Raw genomic sequence first — 17,147 nt, 5'->3', positions numbered from 1 at the left:
TTAGCAGGTAGTTACCTTGACTGCCCGTCAGCAACGACCTCGACGGCCGGGATCAGACGGCGCAACAGGGCCACGTCCAGCAGTTCCAGGGACGCCAGCACGGTCCGGCCGGGGGCCGGTCCGATGGGTGTGACGGACGGCACAACGACCATCCGGCAGCCGGCAGCCTCCCCCGAGGCCACACCGGTCGGGGAGTCCTCCACCACCACGCAGCGGGCCGGGTCGACCCCGAGCCGGGCGGCGGCGACCAGATACGGGTCCGGGTGCGGCTTGGTGCGCTCCACCTCGTCCCCGGCCACCGAGAAGGCGAAATGCTCCGGGCCCAGCGTCCGCAGCACCAGGTCGATGATCCGCCGGTGCGAGGCGGACACCAGCACCGTCGGCACGCCCTCGGCCGCCAGCTCCTTGAGCAGCGCCAGCGCGCCGGGGCGGACCGGGACGCCCCGGCCGACCAGTTCGGCGAAGCGCTCGTTGATCATCGGGCCGAACTCCTCGGCCGTCAGCGCGGCCCCGGTCACCGCGAGCAGGTGCGCCACCACCCGGCTCATCGGCCCGCCGACCACCACCTGCCGCTCCGCCGGGTCCAGCGGGTGGCCCAGCTCGGCGAGCAGCCCGGACTCGGCCTCCCACCAGAAGTCCTCGGTGTCGACCAGCGTGCCGTCCAGGTCCAGCAGCACGGCCTGCAGACCGGTGGATTCGCGGTCGAGGGACGGCGCGGTGGCGAAGGTGGTCACGTGCACACAACTTTCCTGGACGGGGCAGACCAGCATAAGCGTGCCCCGCCCAGGATTACCGCAGGTTAACGCGCGTTGAAGTACTTGGCGTCGGGGTGGTGGATGACGATGGCGTCGGTGGACTGCTCCGGGTGCAGTTGGAACTCCTCGGAGAGCTGGACCCCGATCCGCTCGGGCCGGAGCAGGTCGGCGATCTTGGCCCGGTCCTCCAGCTCGGGGCAGGCCCCGTAGCCCAGCGAGAACCGCGCGCCCCGGTACTTCAGGGCGAACATCTCCTTCATCTCCTTGGGGTCCTCCCCGGAGAAGCCCAGCTCGGCGCGGACCCGGGCGTGCCAGTACTCCGCCAGCGCCTCGGCCAGCTGCACCGACAGGCCGTGCAGCTCCAGGTAGTCGCGGTAGGAGTTGCTCGCGAACAGCTCCTTGGTCGCCCCGCCGATCCGGTTGCCCATGGTCACGATCTGCAGCGCCACCACGTCCTTCTCCCCCGACTCCTCGGGACGGAAGAAGTCCGCCAAACACAGCCGGCGGCCGCGGCGCTGGCGCGGGAAGGTGAACCGGGTCCGCTCCCCGCCGTCCTCACCCAGCAGCACCAGGCTGTTGCCCTGGGCGACGGCCGGGTAGTAGCCGTAGACCACGGCCGCCTCCAGCAGGCCCTCGGTCTGCAGCCGGTCCATCCACATCCGCAGCCGCGGCCGCCCCTCGCTCTCCACCAGCTCCTCGTACGACGGGCCGCCCGCGCGGGCGGCCTTCAGCCCCCACTGGCCCTTGAACAGCGCGTCCTCGTCCAGCCAGGAGGCGTAGTCGCCGAACCCGATGCCCTTGACCACCCGGTCCCCCCAGAACGGCGGCGAGGGCACCTGGTTGTCGGTGGCCACCTCGGAGCGGGTGGTGCTCTCGGCCGGCTCCTCGACCTCGACCCTGGCGTGCCGGCGCTGCTTCAGCTCCGGCAGGACCGCGCCGGGCACCCCGCGCTTGACCCCGATCAGGGCGTCCATCAGCCGCAGGCCCTCGAACGCGTCACGCGCGTAGCGGACCTCGCCCTGGTAGATCTCGTGCAGGTCCTGCTCGACATAGGCCCGGGTCAAAGCGGCGCCGCCGAGCATCACCGGGAAGTCGGCCGCCATCCCGCGCTGGTTCAGCTCCTGCAGGTTCTCCTTCATGATCACCGTGGACTTCACCAGCAGCCCCGACATCCCGATCACATCCGCACGGTGCTCCTGCGCAGCCTCCAGGATCGCCGAGACCGGCTGCTTGATCCCCAGGTTCACCACCGTGTAGCCGTTGTTCGTCAGAATGATGTCGACCAGGTTCTTGCCGATGTCATGGACGTCGCCCTTGACCGTGGCCAGCACGATGGTGCCCTTGCCCTGGTCGTCCGACTTCTCCATGTGCGGCTCCAGATACGCCACCGCACCCTTCATCACCTCAGCGGACTGCAGCACGAACGGCAACTGCATCTGACCCGAACCGAACAACTCACCGACCGTCTTCATGCCCTCCAACAGCACCTTGTTGACGATCTCCAACGCCGGCATCACACCCAGCGCCTCGTCCAGATCCGCCTCCAGGCCCTTGCGCTCACCGTCCACGATCCGCCGCTGCAACCGCTCCTCCAACGGCAGCGCCGCCAACTCCTCGGCCTTGCCCGCCCGCACGGATGCAGCACTGACGCCCTCGAACAGCTGCAGGAAGCTCTGCAACGGGTCGTAGGCCGGGGTGTCGCCGTTCTCGGGCCGCCGCCGGTCGTAGACCAGGTCCAGGGCGACCCGGCGCTGCTCCTCCGGGATCCGGGCCATCGGCAGGATCTTCGCGGCGTGCACGATCGCCGAGTCCAGCCCCGCCTCCACGCACTCGTTCAGGAACACCGAGTTCAGCACCATCCGGGCCGCCGGATTGAGGCCGAAGGAGATGTTGGACAGGCCCAGCGTGGTCTGCACCGCCGGGTGACGCCGCTTCAGCTCACGGATCGCCTCGATCGTCTCGATGCCGTCCCTGCGCGACTCCTCCTGCCCGGTGCCCAGGGTGAAGGCCAGGCAGTCGACCAGGATCGAGGACTCCTCGATACCGAACCGGGTCCACAGGTCGGCAATCAGCCGCTCGGCCACCTCGACCTTCTTCTCCCGGGTCCGCGCCTGCCCGTCCTCATCGATCGTCAGCGCGATCAGCGCCGCACCGTGCTCCCGCGCCAGCGCCGCGATCCGCCCGTAGCGCGAATCGTCGCCGTCGCCGTCCTCGAAGTTCACCGAGTTCAGCACCGCCCGGCCGCCCAGCATCTCCAGACCGGCCTGCAGCACCTGCGGCTCGGTGGAGTCCAGCACGATCGGCAGGGTCGAGGCGGTCGCCAGCAGCGCCGCCAGCTTCCTCATGTCCTGCACGCCGTCCCGGCCCACGTAGTCCACGCACAGGTCCAGCAGGTGCGCGCCCTCACGGATCTGCTCCCGGGCGATCTCCACACAGCCCTGCCAGTCCGCGGCCAGCATCGCGTCGCGGAACTTGCGCGAGCCGTTGGAGTTGGTGCGCTCACCGATCGCCAGATAGGCGGTGTCCTGACGGAACGGCACCGACTGGTAGAGCGAGGAGGCCGAGGCCTCCGGCCTGGGCTCGCGCCCGGCCACCGGCTGCCCCTGCACCCGCTCGACCACCTGGCGCAGGTGCTCGGGGGTGGTACCGCAGCAGCCGCCGACCAGACCGATGCCGTACTCACGGGTGAACACCTCGTGCGCGTCGGCCAGCTCGACCGGGCTCAGCGGATAGTGCGCCCCGTCCTTCGTCAGCACCGGCAGGCCCGCGTTCGGCATGCAGGACAGGCCCACCCGGGCGTTCTTCGCCAGATAACGCAGATGCTCGCTCATCTCGGCGGGCCCGGTGGCACAGTTCAACCCGACCAGGTCGACCCCCAACGGCTCCAGCGCGGTCAACGCCGCACCGATCTCCGAGCCCAGCAGCATGGTGCCGGTGGTCTCCACGGTCACCTGCACGATCACCGGCAGGTCCACACCCGACTCGCGCAGCGCCTGCTTCGCGCCCAGCGTCGCCGCCTTGGTCTGCAGCAGGTCCTGGCTCGTCTCCACCAGCAGCGCGTCGGCGCCGCCCGCGATCAGACCCGCGGCGTTCAGCCGGAAGCCCTCCTTGAGGTCCGCGTAGGGCAGGTGACCCAGCGACGGCAGCTTGGTGCCGGGGCCGATCGAGCCCAGCACCCAGCGCGGGCGGCCGTCCGCGGCCTCGAACTCGTCGGCGACCCCGCGGGCGATCCTGGCCCCGGCCTCGGCCAGCTCGAAGATCCGCTCGGGGATGTCGTACTCCCCCAGTGCGGAGAGGTTGGTGCCGAAGGTGTTGGTCTCCACGCAGTCGACGCCCACCGCGAAGTACTCCTGGTGCACGCCGCGGACGATGTCCGGGCGGGTCACGTTGAGGATCTCGTTGCAGCCCTCGAGCCCCTGGAAGTCGTCCATGGTCGGGTCCTGGGCCTGCAGCATCGTGCCCATGGCGCCGTCGGCGACCACCACCCTGGTGGCCAGGGCCTCTCGAAGGGCTGTGGCGCGGGATTGCTGGGTGGTCGTCATGCTGCTGGCTCCCTGGGTGCGACGGCTGTCGACGGTGCGCTTGTAGGCGCGATGCCTAGCTTAGAGCGTCCGCCCGGGAACCGATCAGGCCCTGGTCGAGTCCCAGGGAAGGCGAGGGAGGCACGTGCATGAAGTTTCGGCAGTGGCGCCGGTGGTCCCTGCGTCTGGTGAGCGTGCTGCTGCTCGCGGTCATCGGCGCGGTGAGCGGCCTGACCGGCGGGTTCTGGGTGGACTCGCTGGGGAGCCCGCGCGCGGACGCCAGGTCCCGGGGCGGTGACGCGGTGTGGCTGGGCCATGCCTGGGTGGACGGGGAGAAGACCCAGGCCGACGTGGACGCGCTGGCGCGGCAGCTGCAGGGCGGCGGAGTGCGCGACCTGTTCGTGCACACCGGTCCGCTGCGGTTCGACGGCTCGCTGGACCCGACCCTCTACCCGGACGCCGGCTGGGTGATCGGGGCGCTGCACAAGGCGATCCCCGGGGTCAGGGTGCAGGCCTGGCTGGGCCAGGTGCTGGACGACGAGGGCCCCGGGCTGAACCTGGCGGCCTCGACCGACCGGGTCGAGGCCTCGGTCGGGCAGGTCCTGGCCGCCGGGTTCGACGGGGTGCACGTCGACCTGGAACCGGTGCACACCGGCGATCCGCACTTCCTGGACATCCTGGCCAGGGCCCATGCGCTGACCACCGAGCGCGGCGGGGTGCTCTCGGTCTCCGTCCCGCAGACCGAGCCGGTGCCGGGGGCGCACCTGGTCGGGGCGCTGGCAGGCCATCCGAAGTGGTGGTCCGCCGACTATCTCGCCCAGGTGGCCGACCGGGTCGACCAGGTGGCGGTGATGGCCTACGACAGCGGGATGCCGACCCCGAGCCTGTTCACCGGCTACATCGAGCAGCAGACCCGGCTGGCGCAGCAGTCCGTCCCGGCCTCGGTGGACCTGCTGATCGGGCTCCCGGCGTACACCGAGTCGACCATGGGCCACCACGGCTCGGCCGAGACCATGGCCGCCGCGATCCGCGGGGTGCGGCTGGGCGACGAGGGCCGGACCAAGTTCGGCGTCGCGGTGTACGTGGACTTCACCGCCACGGCGGCGGACTGGGCGGCCTACCACCGCGACTGGGCGAGCTGAGAACCCGGCGACGGCATGGTTCGCCGTAGGCTTGGGCACTTACAGTCCGTGGAACTCGCCGTTCCACGGCACGCGTGGAGGGAGGCCCTGGGTGATCGAGCTCGAGGACATGCCCGAGCTCATCGACCCGGTCATGGTGGCCGCGTTCGAGGGCTGGAACGACGCGGGCGACGCTGCGTCGTCCGCGGTGGCACATCTGGACGAGATCTGGGAGGGCAAGATCTTCGCGGCGCTCGACGCGGAGGACTACTACGACTTCCAGGTCAACCGTCCGACCGTGTGGATGGACGAGGGGGTACGCCGGATCACCTGGCCGACGACGAGGCTGTCGGTGGTGCGGGTGACCGAGCCGAAAACGCGCGACATCGTGCTGATCCGGGGATCGAGCCCAGCATGCGCTGGCGGTCGTTCTGCCAGGAACTGCTCGGGTTCGCCCACGAACTCGGCGTGGAGATGGTGGTGATCCTGGGCGCGCTGCTCGGGGACACTCCGCACACCCGCCCGGTTCCGGTCAGCGGGGTCACCTCGGACGGTGATCTGGCGACCACGCTGGATCTGGAGGAGAGCAAGTACGAGGGCCCGACCGGGATCGTCGGGGTGCTCCAGGAGGCCTGCGCGCACGCGGGGATCCCCGCGGTGACCTTCTGGGCGGCGGTACCGCACTATGTGGCGCAGCCGCCGAACCCCAAGGCGACGCTGGCCCTGCTGAACAAGGTCGAGGACCTGCTCGACGTGCGGATCCCGCTGGGTGAGCTGCCGGACGACTCCCGGGCCTGGCAGCTCGGGGTGGACCAGCTCGCCGCCGAGGACAGCGAGGTCGCGGAGTACGTGCAGCAGTTGGAGGAGGCCAAGGACACGGCCGAGCTGCCGGAGGCCTCGGGCGAGGCCATCGCGCGGGAGTTCGAGCGCTATCTCAAGCGCCGGGACAATCAGCCGCCGCGGCACGAGACCGGCCCGGGAAAGGCCAGCGAAGGCGATTCCGGGGACTGACGGGGATCCCACACGCCGGGCGCGGGCCTACGGCCCGCGCCCGCCTGTTCGGGTGAACGGCCGGGCCTGTCCGGCGTGCCCCGGCCTGCCCCTTTGCTGAACTTCCGTTCTATTAAGGTTCAGTGAAGATGGTGTATGAGCTGCTGACACGCCCGTGGTGTGATCTGACCGTTTTTCATACTTTCGACCGTTTGGTCGATCATGAGCTGCTGAGAACACACGAACTACCTGCCGTTCCACTCTCCTCAGCAGGCACATTGTGGGCTTACCGTATGCGTCATGACCTCCCCTCGCGCCTACGACGGAGTTGGCTACTACGCCCCGTCCTTCGCTTCGGACACCCCGATCTACGACAGCCTGGTGGCTGAGCGGGGGGTGCCACAGATCGCCCCGATCAATGTGCCGTCGGCCCTGCCGCCGGCCTACGACCCCGGCTTCCGCTACGACCCGGGCTACAGCAGCGCGCCGGCCATGCCGGTGCAGCGACTGGCGCTGGGCCCCGGCCCGAGCAGCCCGAACTACGGCCAGCCGCAGCAGCCGCAGTACGCCCAGTACACGCCGCCGGCCTTCCCGCAGTCGTTCCCCCAGGCGTTCCCGCAGCAGGCCGCCGTGCCGCCGCAGCGCTACCCGGAGCAGTACGGGACGCCGCCGCAGCCCAACCCGGCGTACCAGCGCCCGGTGGCGCCCGTCGCGCCGCTGCGCCCGGTGCAGTACCAGGAGCAGTACCCGCCGCAGCAGCAGCGGGGTGGCTACCAGGGGTTCTAAGTCTGCTTGGGACCACTCGGGGGGAAGTCGAGCAGGTCATCGGGGCCGGTCAGCCATGTGCTGACCGGCCCCTGCTTATTGCCTGATTCATTGATCGGGTCATTGATCGGATCAATGACCGGAATTATTTTCCGGTGAAACGACTGGCACCATGGGCGCATGCTGCTCGTCGACCTGCGCGTCCATCCGGTGAAGTCCCTGGCCCCCGTCCCGCTGACCAGGGTCCAGGTCGAGCCCTGGGGCCTGGCGGGCGACCGGCGCTGGATGCTGGTGGACGCCAACGGGAAGATGGTGTCCCAGCGGGAGGATCCGCGGCTGGGCCAGATCGGCGCCGTCATCCCGGTGCCCGGCACCCTGTCCGTCACCGCGCCCGGCGCGGGCACCCTCACCGTGGACGAGCCGCACGGCGGCCCGCTGCTGCCGGTGACCCTGTTCGGCCTCGCCTTCGAGATCGTGGACGCCGGGGACGAGGCCGCGGCCTGGTTCAGCGCGGTGCTCGGCACCGAGCTGCGGCTGGCCTTCCAGGACAAGGCCGAGCGGCGGCCGATGAAGGTGGCCACCAGCCTCGCCGACGGCTATCCGCTGCTGCTCACCTCGACCGCCTCACTCGCGGCGCTGAACGCGCTGATCGCGGCGGACCACCCGGACGACCCGGTCAAGGGGGCGCCGCTGCCGATGGGCCGGTTCCGCAGCAACTTCGTGGTGGAGGGCGCCGAGGCCTGGGCCGAGACCGGCTGGAAGCGGATCCGGGTGGGCGGCACCGAGTTCCGGGTCGACCAGCAGTGCGGACGCTGCGTGATCACCACCCTGGACCCGGCGACCGGCGCCAGACGCGGCCCCGAGCCGCTGCGGGCGCTGGCCCGGCACCGCAGGTTCGGGGACGACCTGGCCTTCGGGATGCAGATGACCCCGGTCGGCCCGCTGGGCGAGGTACGGGTCGGCGACCGGGTCACCGTGCTGGAGTCCGGGCCTGTCCCCCAGCCTCGATCCGGGCCGGTCCCCGGGTCCGAGTGACAGGGTCGAGTGACAGGGTCGGGTGAGGGGTCGAGTGACGGGAGGGCCCGATGGCTCGTTGGGAAGGGAGAGGCGCGCGGGCGGGTGCCGCAGGCAGTAGCGTGGGCGGGGCAGCACAAGGAAGCTGGGGGCAGCGAATCACCATGGGAGCAGGCGTGGTTAGGGTGACGCTGGACGGAGCTTCCCGATGGCGGCGGCGCTCCGGCGAGTACACGACGATGACCGAGGCGCTGGCGGCGGCCGAGCCCGGGGACACGGTGACCATAGGTCCCGGGGTGTTCCGGGAGAACGTGGTCCTCGACAAGCAGCTGACGGTCCGGGCCGGGGAAGGCCCGGGAACCGTGCGGATCGAGCCGGCCACCGGCACCGCGCTGACCCTGCTGGCCCCGGCCACGGTCGAGGGGCTGGTGCTGGAGAGCCAGGACGGCTCCGCCCCGGCCGTGCTGATCGATGCCGGCGCCACCGCCGGAGAGCTGACCGACTGCCGGATCGTCACCAGGTCCTCGGTGGGCATCGAGGTGCGCGGCGGCACGGGACCCTTCGCGGTCCGCCGCTGCACCGTCGACAACCCCGGCGGCCTGGGCATCCGGGTCGCCGACGGCTCGGCCGCGCTGTTCGAGGAGTGCGAGGTGATCGCCGCAGGACAGACCGGGGTGGTGGTCCGCAGCGGGGCCACCGCGCGGCTGGAGCGCTGCCGGGTGCACCACGCCACCGGCGCCGGGCTGGTGCTGACCGGCGAGGGCAGCGCGGTGGACGCGGTCGGCTGCGAGTTCTACGAGATCAACGGCAACGGCATCCAGGCCGAGGACCGCTCCCACGGTCGGCTGACCGACTGCGCGGTGCACCGGGTGACCGACAACGGCCTCGCCCTGGACAGCGAGGCCCGGCTGGAACTGGTCGGCAGCCGGATCCACGACGTCCCGGAGAACGGCGCCGACCTGCGCGGACGCTCCACCCTGCTGCTGGAGCGGACCATGCTGCGCTCCTTCGGCAAGAACGGCCTGTCGGTCTGGGACGCGGGCTCGGCCGCCGAGGCGGTCGACTGCGAGATCCGCGACAGCACCGGTGACTACCCCGCCGTCTGGGTGATCGACGGCGCCCTGGTGAAGCTCACCGACTGCAGGATCCACGACGTCCCGGACGCCCTCTTCGTGCTGGACCGGGGTTCGGCGGCGGAGGCCGTCGGCTGCTCCTTCACCCAGGTCAGGAAGACCGCGGTGTCGGTGAGCGGCGGCGCGTCGCTGCGGATGGACCGGGGCCGGATCCAGGACGCCAACGTCGGCCTGTGGTTCCGCGACCACGACAGCGGCGGCCTGCTCACCGGCTGCGAGATCGCCGACGTGGCGACCGGGGCGATCGTCACCAAGGGCGCCGACCCGGTGCTCCGCGAGTGCGGGGTGCGCGGCAGCAGCGAGGCCGCGTTCTACGTCTCGACCAGCGGCCGCGGCACCTTCGAGGACTGCACCGCGACCCAGGGGAAGGGCTTCGGCTTCCATGTGATCGACGGCTGCCGGACCGTGCTGACCCGCTGCCGGGCCGAGCAGAACGCCCGCGGCGGCTTTGAGTTCTCCGAGCCGGGACCGGTAGTCGACAGCTGCGTCTCCGACGATGTGAAGCACCCGGTGCCCGCCCCCGCCGCCGAGCCGGTCCGGGCCACCAGCTCCACCGCCTCGGCCTGGCGCGACGCCGTCCCGGCGCAGGCCGGCGCTTCGGCCGCCGCCGGAGCCGGGGCCGCCGTCCCGCCGCGGGTGCCGGAGCCGCGCTCGGCGACGATCGCGCCGCTGCCCGACTGCCGTCCGGCCGAGGAGTCGCTGGCCGAGCTGGACTCGCTGATCGGCCTGGACACGGTGAAGCAGGAGGTCCGCACTCTGATCGACCTGATCTCGGTGGGCCGCAGGCGGCAGCAGGCCGGGCTGAAGGCCCCTCGCTGCGCCGTCACCTGGTCTTCACCGGCTCCCCCGGCACCGGCAAGACCACGGTGGCCCGACTCTACGGCGAGATCCTGGCGGCGCTGGGCGTGCTCCAGCGCGGCCACCTGGTCGAGGTGGCCCGGCTCGACCTGGTCGGCGAGCACGTCGGCTCGACCGCGCAGCGCACCTCCGAGGTGTTCCAGCGCTCGCTGGGCGGGGTGCTGTTCATCGACGAGGCCTACGCCCTGGCCCCGGAGGACGGCGGCCGGGACTTCGGCCGGGAGGCCATCGACACCCTGGTCAAGCTGATGGAGGACCACCGCGACGAGGTGGTGGTCATCGTGGCCGGCTACACCGCCGAGATGGAGCGCTTCCTCGCCTCCAACCCCGGCGTGGCCTCCCGCTTCTCACGCACCGTCACCTTCGCCGACTACTCCGCGCCCGAGCTGCTGGAGATCACCAGGCGGCAGGCCCAGGAGCACGAGTACGAGCTGGCCGACGACACCGCGGCGGCCCTGCTGGAGCACTACGAGGTGCTCCCCCGTGGGCCCTCCTTCGGCAACGGCCGCACCGCCCGCCAGGTCTTCGAGACCATGATCGAGCGGCACGCGGTGCGGCTGGCACAGGTCGCCGACCTGACCACGGAGCAGCTGCAGTTGCTCATCCCGGAGGACCTCCCGGTCCGCGCGGGCACGGTCGGCGCGGGCACGGTCAGGCCGACGCGGTCGGCGCCGACCCGGCCGTCAGAGCTGACCCAACAGGACGTCTCGCTCAGCGATGAAGCGCGGGTCGGCCCGGTAGTCGGAGTGGGCGTAGATCGGGACCGGCAGCGGGTGCTGCTCGTCCCGGTCGTAGACCAGCGGGTCGGTCAGCGCCGGGGCGTCCACCGGCTGCTCGCCGGGCGGCACCGCCACCCGGACCGGACCGCCGATCGGGTCGGTGACCCGGAACAGATTGCGCCAGTACGGGGCGTCCTGGTGCAGCCGGACCAGGTCGTCAGGACCCATGAAGCCCGGGAAGAAGCGCCCGTAGAGGCGGCGCAGCGGGCAGCCGTAGGTGAGCAGGGCGACCCTGGCCCTGGTCTCGGCGTCGAGCTGCCAGACCGCGGCGGCGGCGAGCACGGTGCCCTGGGAGTGCCCGGAGAGCACCAGCCGCCGCTCCGGGTCCTGGTGCAGCCAGGTGCGGATCCGCCAGTGCAGGTCGGGGACGGCGCGCTCGGCGTAGCAGGGGGGCGCGAACGGGTGCGCGGCGCGCGGCCAGAAGGTGCCGATGTCCCAGAACACGCCGACCGTGCGCCGGGTGGCGATCTGCTGGTAGGCGGCCCGGCCGACCGCCACCAGCGCCAGCACGAACATGCCGACCAGCCAGCCGCCGACCGACTGCAGCGTGGTCGCGGCATAGCCGATCAGGGTAGGTCCGCCGTCGGCGGCGAGGGCCGGGGTACGGCCGCTGACCAGCGCCCCGACCACCGCGCCCAGGGCCAGCAGGAAGGCCAGCGCGGCGATGGCCCCGATCAGCAGCGGTGCGCCATCGGTCAGCCCGGCCTTGGCCAGGGCTCCGGCGATCTGCCCGGTCCTGGTCGGCGAGCTGTGCTCGCCGGTCCGGTAGGCGGCGTTCACCTGGGCCCTGAAGGCCCGCTTCTGACGCACCATCCGCAGCGCGATCACGAGCAGCGGCAGCAGGAGCAGCGCGGCCAGCACCGGGATCCCGCTGCTGTGCCAGATCAGCAGCAGCGGTGGTCCGGGCAGGGTGACCCCGAGGGTGCCCTTGCCCATCAGCCACTGCGCGGCCCAGACCGTGGCGCCGGCCGTGAACAGATTGCCGAGGCCGATGCCGAGCATCGCGGTGGCCGGCCCGGCCAGACCGAGCAGCGCAGGGCCGTCCGGGCCGCCGAAGGCGGTGTCGGCGGGGGCTTCGCTGTTGGCGTTGTCGCCGCTCTCGCCGTTGGCGTGGCGGGGGCCGGGGATGACCACCGGGGTTTCCGCGACCTTGGCAGGCTCGCCCCTGCCCTTCGCCCGCAGCAGCAGCGAGGCGACCACGAGCAGCAGCACCAGGGCGAGCTGCAGCAGGCAGAGCACGGTGAAGACGCCGCCCGCGCCGGGCAGCCGGCCGCTGGACTGCCAGCCGGGCCGGGCCCAGCCCGCGTACACCGCGACCAGGACCAGCAGGGCCAGCGAGGCCCAGTGCAGGCCGCGCAGGACCAGCGAGTCGGGGCGGTTGTCCTGCGTGGTCTCCCGGCGGCTGCTGCGGGCGAGGGCGGAGACCACCCCCGCGGCGAGGACGGCGACCGCGCCGACCAGGATCCAGCCCAGGACCGCGAGCGTGCCGCCGGCCGAGCGGTCGTGGCGCAGGGCGGGCAGCAGCACCGCCAGGGCGATGGTGAGCATCCCGACCGCGACATGGATCATCCGCAGCCGGCGCACCAGCCGCATCCCGTACCAGAAGCCGGGCATCTCCATCGGCGCCACGTCCTCCCTGCGGCTGTCCGGGGAGTCGGCGGGCCGCTGGGCCTCGTAGCTGGTCCAGGTGAGGTGGGAGAGCCACCAGAGCACGCCGACCAGGGCCAGCGGGACCACGGCGGCGAGGGCCAGCCGGCGTCCCGGCTCGCTCCACCACTCGCCCCTGGCGGCGGAGAGGAAGCCCAGCCAGCTGTGGTGCGCCGCACAGGCCGCGGTGCCCGCGCACTGCCAGGCGGTGAGGTCGAGCGCGGCCTCGCAGGCGGCGGCGGTGAGCAGCACGGTCAGGCTGGCGGCGACGACCCGCACCACGATGTCGTAGAGGCCCTGGGCGCGGGCGGTGCGCGGGGCCGCCGGACGCATCCAGTGAGCGAGGTTCGCGAACATGAAGGGGAGCAGCAGCAGCCACAGCGCCCGGCCGGCCGAGCCCGAGGTCAGCCCGGCCCAGGAGTACGCCTCCTCGACCGCGCCGTCCCGGTGGTCCTCGGGGTGCTGCTCGGCGTCGCGGTCGGGCCAGCGACGATAGGTTCCGGCCACGGCGTCACCGGTGAGCTGGACCAGGTGCGGATCGGCCAGCATGTCCTGTGGGGTGGTCCCGCCGACGCCGTGGACCAGCAGTTCCAGGGCCAGGGCCGGTCCCGCCCCCGGCGCCTCGGCCGCTGTGCCGCTGCTCTGCTTCTGCTGCATGCCCGTCCCCCTGTGCTCGACCCGCTGCTCGACGCCCCGCCGGCCCCGCCGTTGCTGCTAGCGCTATCCGCACCAGTACCCGCGCAGGGACCGGCGCACCGGCAACGGAGGCATGCTCTCGCGTTCCCGGCCGGTGCGCAGCCGGATCCACATGGTCCGGGTGGTGGCGGCGTGCGAGGATGGCCCCCGAAGCAGCGGCGTGGAAAGGCAGCACACGGGTGGCCGAGAACAGCAATCTCCTGGCGGAGCAGCGGCGTGCCCTGATCCTGGACGAAGTACGGCGGCGCGGCGGCGTGCGCGTCAATGAGCTGACCCGGCGGCTGAACGTCTCCGACATGACGGTCCGTCGGGATCTGGACGCGCTGGCCAGGCAGGGCATGGTGGAGAAGGTGCACGGCGGGGCCGTGCCGGTGCTGGAGGCCAGCACCCATGAGCCGGGCTTCGAGGCGAAGTCGGCGCTGGAGCTGACCGCCAAGGAGGACATCGCCAGGGAGGCCGCCCGGCTGGTCACCCCCGGCAGCGCGCTGGCCCTCTCCGGCGGCACCACCACCTACGCCCTGGCGCACCATCTGCTGCAGGTCGAGGGCCTGACCATCGTGACCAACTCGGTCCGGGTCGCCGACGTCTTCGAGAACGCGCTGCGGCACGGCACGGCCCCGGCCCAGGCGGCCACGGTGGTGCTGACCGGCGGGGTGCGCACCCCCTCCGACTCGCTGGTGGGGCCGATCGCGGACCGGGCGATCCGCTCGCTGCACTTCGACCTGCTGTTCCTGGGCTCGCACGGCATCTCGCTGGAGGCCGGACTGTCCACCCCGAACCTGGCCGAGGCCGAGACCAACCGCAGCTTCGTCGCCTCCGCGCGGCGGGTGGTGGCGGTCGCCGACCACACCAAGTGGGGCACCGTCGGCCTGTCCACCTTCGCCTCGCTCAACGAGGTCGACACCCTGGTCACCGATGTCGGCCTGCCGCTGGAGATCCGCTCGGCGGTATCGGAGCAGGTCCGCGAGGTCATCATCGCCGGGACCGTGCCGGGGCCCCCTCTGTCCGACTGACAGTCCCTCAACTAGACTGCACCCCTTTACTGTTAACCGTTGCTGCTAACCATTGCTGTGAACCATTGCGACGACCGTGCACGGGGTGCCCATGGCGAAGCGACTGCGTCCGGTGACCGCTGAGTTCCTGGAGCGGGCGCCGACCCGACTGGTCTTTGTGTCCCAGCTCCGGGCCAAGCCGAGCGAGGTGTTCCGGGAGCTCACCGCGGACCCCTCCACCTGGCCGCTCTGGTTCACCGCGCTGCGCTCGGCCGCCTACACCGGGCCGCCCCCGCACGGGGTGGGGGCAGGACGGGCGGTGACCCTGCGCGGGGGCGCGCGCTTCGTGGAGAGCGTCGTCGTCTGGGACGAGCCGGACCGCTTCGTCTACCGGGTGGAGCAGACCACCATCCCCGGGGTGCTGGCCTGGATGGAGGAGTGGCTGCTCGCCCCCTCCCCCGACGGCGGCACCGTGCTGCGGTTCACCATCGCGATCGACGCCGCGCTGACCGTCCGCGCCGCGGCCCGGCTGTCCCGCCCGGGCATCGCCCGCTCCGTCCGCACCGCCGTCACCCGACTCGACTCCCGCTGCGCGGGGACCGGCTGAGGGCTCCGGGTCGGTCGCTGTGCAGGGGTCGGTCGCGGCGTGGGGTCGGTCGCGGCGCGGGGCTCAGGCGGTGCGGCGGCGGAGGGTGGCTGCGCCGAGGGCCAGGGCCAGCAGGACGCAGCCGACGACGACTCCGAGGTCGACCAGGACCGGGCCGCTGACGCCGGAGTCGCCGGTGAGCCTGTTCATGGCGTCCACCGCGTAGGACATCGGGAGCACGTCGGAGACGGCGTGCAGGAAGCCGCTCATGGAGTCCCGGGGCGCGAACAGCCCGCACAGCAGCAGTTGCGGGAACAGGAAGGCCGGGAGGAACTGCACCGCCTGGAACTCGGTGGCGGCGAAGGCCGAGAGGAACAGGCCGAGGGCGGTGCCGAGCAGGCCGTCCGCGAGCGCCACGGTGAACAGCAGCCAGGAGGGCCCGGCGATGTGCAGGCCGAGCAGCCCGATGGTGAGGCCGAACACCGCGGCGGCCTGGACCAGCGCGACCAGGCCGAAGGCGAGGGCGTAGCCGAGCAGCAGGTCGGCCTTGGCCAGCGGCATGGTGAGCAGCCGCTCCAGGGTGCCACTGGTGCGCTCGCGCAGGGTCGCGACGGAGGCGACCAGGAACATCACGATCATCGGGAAGATCCCCAGCAGCGGCGCCCCGATCCGGTCGAACACCTGAGGCTCGCCGTCGAAGACGTACTTGAGCAGGACCAGCAGGACGCAGGGGACGACCAGCAGCAGGGCCAGCGTGCGGGGATCGTGGCGTAGCTGGGCGAGGACCCGGCGGGCGGTGGCGAGGGTGCGGCGCAGGCTCATCGGGCGGTCCCGTCGTTGTCGGCGTTCGCGCCGACGAGCTGCAGGAAGGCCGCCTCGACGTCGCTGGTCCCGGTGGCGGCGAGCAGCGCCGCGGGCGTGTCGTCGGCGAGCAGCCGGCCCTCGCGCATCAGCAGCAGCCGGGTGCAGCGGGTGGCCTCGTCCATGACGTGACTGCTGATCAGCAGGGTGGTGCCGGTCGCGGCGAGCTGGTGGAAGAGGTCCCACAGGTCGCGCCGCAGCACCGGGTCCAGGCCGACCGTGGGCTCGTCCAGGATCAGCAGTTCCGGCGCGCCGAGCAGCGCTGCCGCGAGCGAGACCCGGGCCCGCTGGCCGCCGGAGAGGCTGCCGACCGCCTGGTCGATCCGGTCGCCGAGACCGACCTGCTCGGCCACCCGGGCCGGATCGGTCCTGGGCGCGCCGAGGATGTCGGCGAAGTAGCGGAGGTTCTCACCGACGGTGAGGTCGGTGTAGACGGAGGGGGCCTGGGTGACATAGCCGACCCGCGAGCGCAGGCCGGCCCGGCCGGCGGGTTCGCCGAGGACGGTGACCGTGCCGGCCGAGATCCGCTGCACCCCGACCACGGAGCGGAGCAGGGTGGTCTTGCCGCAGCCGCTGGGACCGAGCAGGCCGGTGACGGAGCCGGCCGGGACGTCGAGGTCCAGCTCGTGCAGGACGGTGCGGCCGCCGCGGACCACGCGCAGGCCGTGCACCGAGACGGCGGGCTGGTGGCCCGCCTTAGAATTCATCATGTGATGAGTTTCAGGGGGCGCGGATGCCGCTGTCAAGGATCGGAGGGTATGGGGCCGGGCTGTCGCGCGGGGCTTTCAGTCGCCGATCAGATACCGCTGGAGGGTGGGGGCCAGCAGCGGGACCAGTTCCTCCGCCGAGGCGGAGGCGACCGGCTCCACCGCGATCACATAGCGGGCCATCGCCAGCCCGATGAGCTGGGAGATCGCCAGCTCCACCCGGAGCTCCGGCTGCGGCAGGTCCAGGCCCTCGGCGATCCGTCCGACCAGTTCTCGGAGCACGAAGCCCCGGAGCATCGCCGCGATCTCCTCGCTGCCGGCCGCGCCGCGCAGCACCGCGAGCAGGCGGTCGCGGACGCCCTGGTCGTCCCAGAGGGTCAGCGCGAAGCGGGCGATCCGCTCGCCGGTGCCGCTCCGCTCCCCGCGACGATCTGCTCGGCCACGGTCCTGGGGTCCAGCGGAAAGTCGATCACCGCCAGGAACAGCCGGTCCTTGCTGCCGAAGTAGTGGTGCAGCAGGGCCGGGTCCACCCCGGCCACCCGGGCGATGCCGCGCATGCTGGCCTTCTCGTAGCCGTGCGCCGCGAACTCCGCCCGGGCCGCCGCCAGTACCGCGCCGCGGGTGTCCGCGCCGCCCGGGCGGCGGCCGACCTTGCGGGCCGTCGTGGGTGGGGACTGTTGAGGCTGGGGCTCTGGTGCGGCGGAGGCGGGGGCTGGGGTCAC

At 72.2% G+C, this 17,147-nt stretch carries 12 protein-coding genes and 2 pseudogenes; 7 read left to right on the top strand and 7 right to left on the bottom strand.

Annotation, left to right across the window (positions count from 1 at the left end; translation table 11 throughout):
- Positions 1 to 11 precede the first annotated feature (11 nt).
- Together ACXKR8_RS40925 and metH are read right to left on the bottom strand one after the other, a co-directional pair.
- On the bottom strand, positions 12 to 734 hold the full coding sequence (locus ACXKR8_RS40925; protein WP_458275217.1) for an HAD family hydrolase: 723 nt from the start codon (positions 732 to 734) through the stop codon (positions 12 to 14).
- A gap of 65 nt (positions 735 to 799) precedes the next feature.
- Positions 800 to 4,297 (bottom strand): methionine synthase, encoded by a 3,498-nt coding sequence (gene metH / locus ACXKR8_RS40920; protein ID WP_458269581.1) that lies wholly within the window; start codon positions 4,295 to 4,297, stop codon positions 800 to 802.
- A gap of 128 nt (positions 4,298 to 4,425) precedes the next feature.
- Here metH and ACXKR8_RS40915 point away from each other — a divergent pair, with 128 nt between their 5' ends.
- The 5 genes and pseudogenes from ACXKR8_RS40915 to ACXKR8_RS40895 form a co-directional block, all read left to right on the top strand.
- Positions 4,426 to 5,418, top strand: a complete 993-nt coding sequence (locus ACXKR8_RS40915; protein WP_458269580.1) for a glycoside hydrolase family 18 protein — start codon at positions 4,426 to 4,428, stop codon at positions 5,416 to 5,418.
- A 91-nt stretch (positions 5,419 to 5,509) separates the two neighbouring features.
- A pseudogene (locus tag ACXKR8_RS40910) lies at positions 5,510 to 6,402 on the top strand (PAC2 family protein); the annotation flags it as partial.
- Positions 6,403 to 6,687: 285 nt separating this feature from the next.
- Positions 6,688 to 7,173, top strand: a complete 486-nt coding sequence (locus ACXKR8_RS40905; protein WP_458269578.1) for a DUF6643 family protein — start codon at positions 6,688 to 6,690, stop codon at positions 7,171 to 7,173.
- A 159-nt stretch (positions 7,174 to 7,332) separates the two neighbouring features.
- Positions 7,333 to 8,187, top strand: coding sequence for an MOSC domain-containing protein (locus ACXKR8_RS40900; protein ID WP_458269577.1), 855 nt, complete (start codon positions 7,333 to 7,335; stop codon positions 8,185 to 8,187).
- 143 nt (positions 8,188 to 8,330) lie between these two features.
- A pseudogene (locus ACXKR8_RS40895) lies at positions 8,331 to 10,777 on the top strand (right-handed parallel beta-helix repeat-containing protein); the annotation flags it as partial.
- Between the two features lie 63 nt (positions 10,778 to 10,840).
- Here ACXKR8_RS40895 and ACXKR8_RS40890 read toward each other — a convergent pair.
- Positions 10,841 to 13,240 carry a hypothetical protein gene (locus ACXKR8_RS40890; RefSeq protein WP_458269575.1) on the bottom strand — a complete coding sequence of 800 codons (2,400 nt, stop codon included), beginning with the start codon at positions 13,238 to 13,240 and terminating at the stop codon, positions 10,841 to 10,843.
- Positions 13,241 to 13,458: 218 nt separating this feature from the next.
- Between ACXKR8_RS40890 and ACXKR8_RS40885 the strand changes: the two genes are divergently transcribed.
- The gene (locus tag ACXKR8_RS40885; protein WP_458269574.1) at positions 13,459 to 14,292 is read left to right on the top strand and encodes a DeoR/GlpR family DNA-binding transcription regulator; all 834 of its coding nucleotides are present in this window, start codon (positions 13,459 to 13,461) and stop codon (positions 14,290 to 14,292) included.
- 91 nt (positions 14,293 to 14,383) lie between these two features.
- A complete protein-coding gene (locus ACXKR8_RS40880; protein ID WP_458269573.1) occupies positions 14,384 to 14,878 on the top strand; it encodes an SRPBCC family protein in 495 nt (164 codons plus the stop codon).
- A 63-nt stretch (positions 14,879 to 14,941) separates the two neighbouring features.
- Here the strand turns inward: ACXKR8_RS40880 and ACXKR8_RS40875 are convergent, their stop codons facing one another.
- The 4 genes from ACXKR8_RS40875 to ACXKR8_RS40860 all read right to left on the bottom strand — a co-directional run bounded on the left by ACXKR8_RS40875 (position 14,942) and on the right by ACXKR8_RS40860 (position 17,147).
- Positions 14,942 to 15,679, bottom strand: coding sequence for an ABC transporter permease (locus ACXKR8_RS40875; protein ID WP_458269572.1), 738 nt, complete (start codon positions 15,677 to 15,679; stop codon positions 14,942 to 14,944).
- Positions 15,676 to 16,428, bottom strand: a complete 753-nt coding sequence (locus ACXKR8_RS40870) for an ABC transporter ATP-binding protein (protein WP_458269571.1) — start codon at positions 16,426 to 16,428, stop codon at positions 15,676 to 15,678. Before ACXKR8_RS40870 ends, ACXKR8_RS40875 begins: the two co-directional genes overlap by 4 nt.
- Positions 16,429 to 16,503: 75 nt before the next feature.
- The gene (locus ACXKR8_RS40865; protein ID WP_462100722.1) at positions 16,504 to 16,806 is read right to left on the bottom strand and encodes a TetR/AcrR family transcriptional regulator; all 303 of its coding nucleotides are present in this window, start codon (positions 16,804 to 16,806) and stop codon (positions 16,504 to 16,506) included.
- Positions 16,803 to 17,147 carry a TetR/AcrR family transcriptional regulator gene (locus tag ACXKR8_RS40860; protein ID WP_462100052.1) on the bottom strand — a complete coding sequence of 115 codons (345 nt, stop codon included), beginning with the start codon at positions 17,145 to 17,147 and terminating at the stop codon, positions 16,803 to 16,805. Before ACXKR8_RS40860 ends, ACXKR8_RS40865 begins: the two co-directional genes overlap by 4 nt.

This window comes from Streptacidiphilus sp. PAMC 29251, from assembly GCF_054208735.2.
This window is presented reverse-complemented; position numbering and strand designations above follow the sequence as displayed.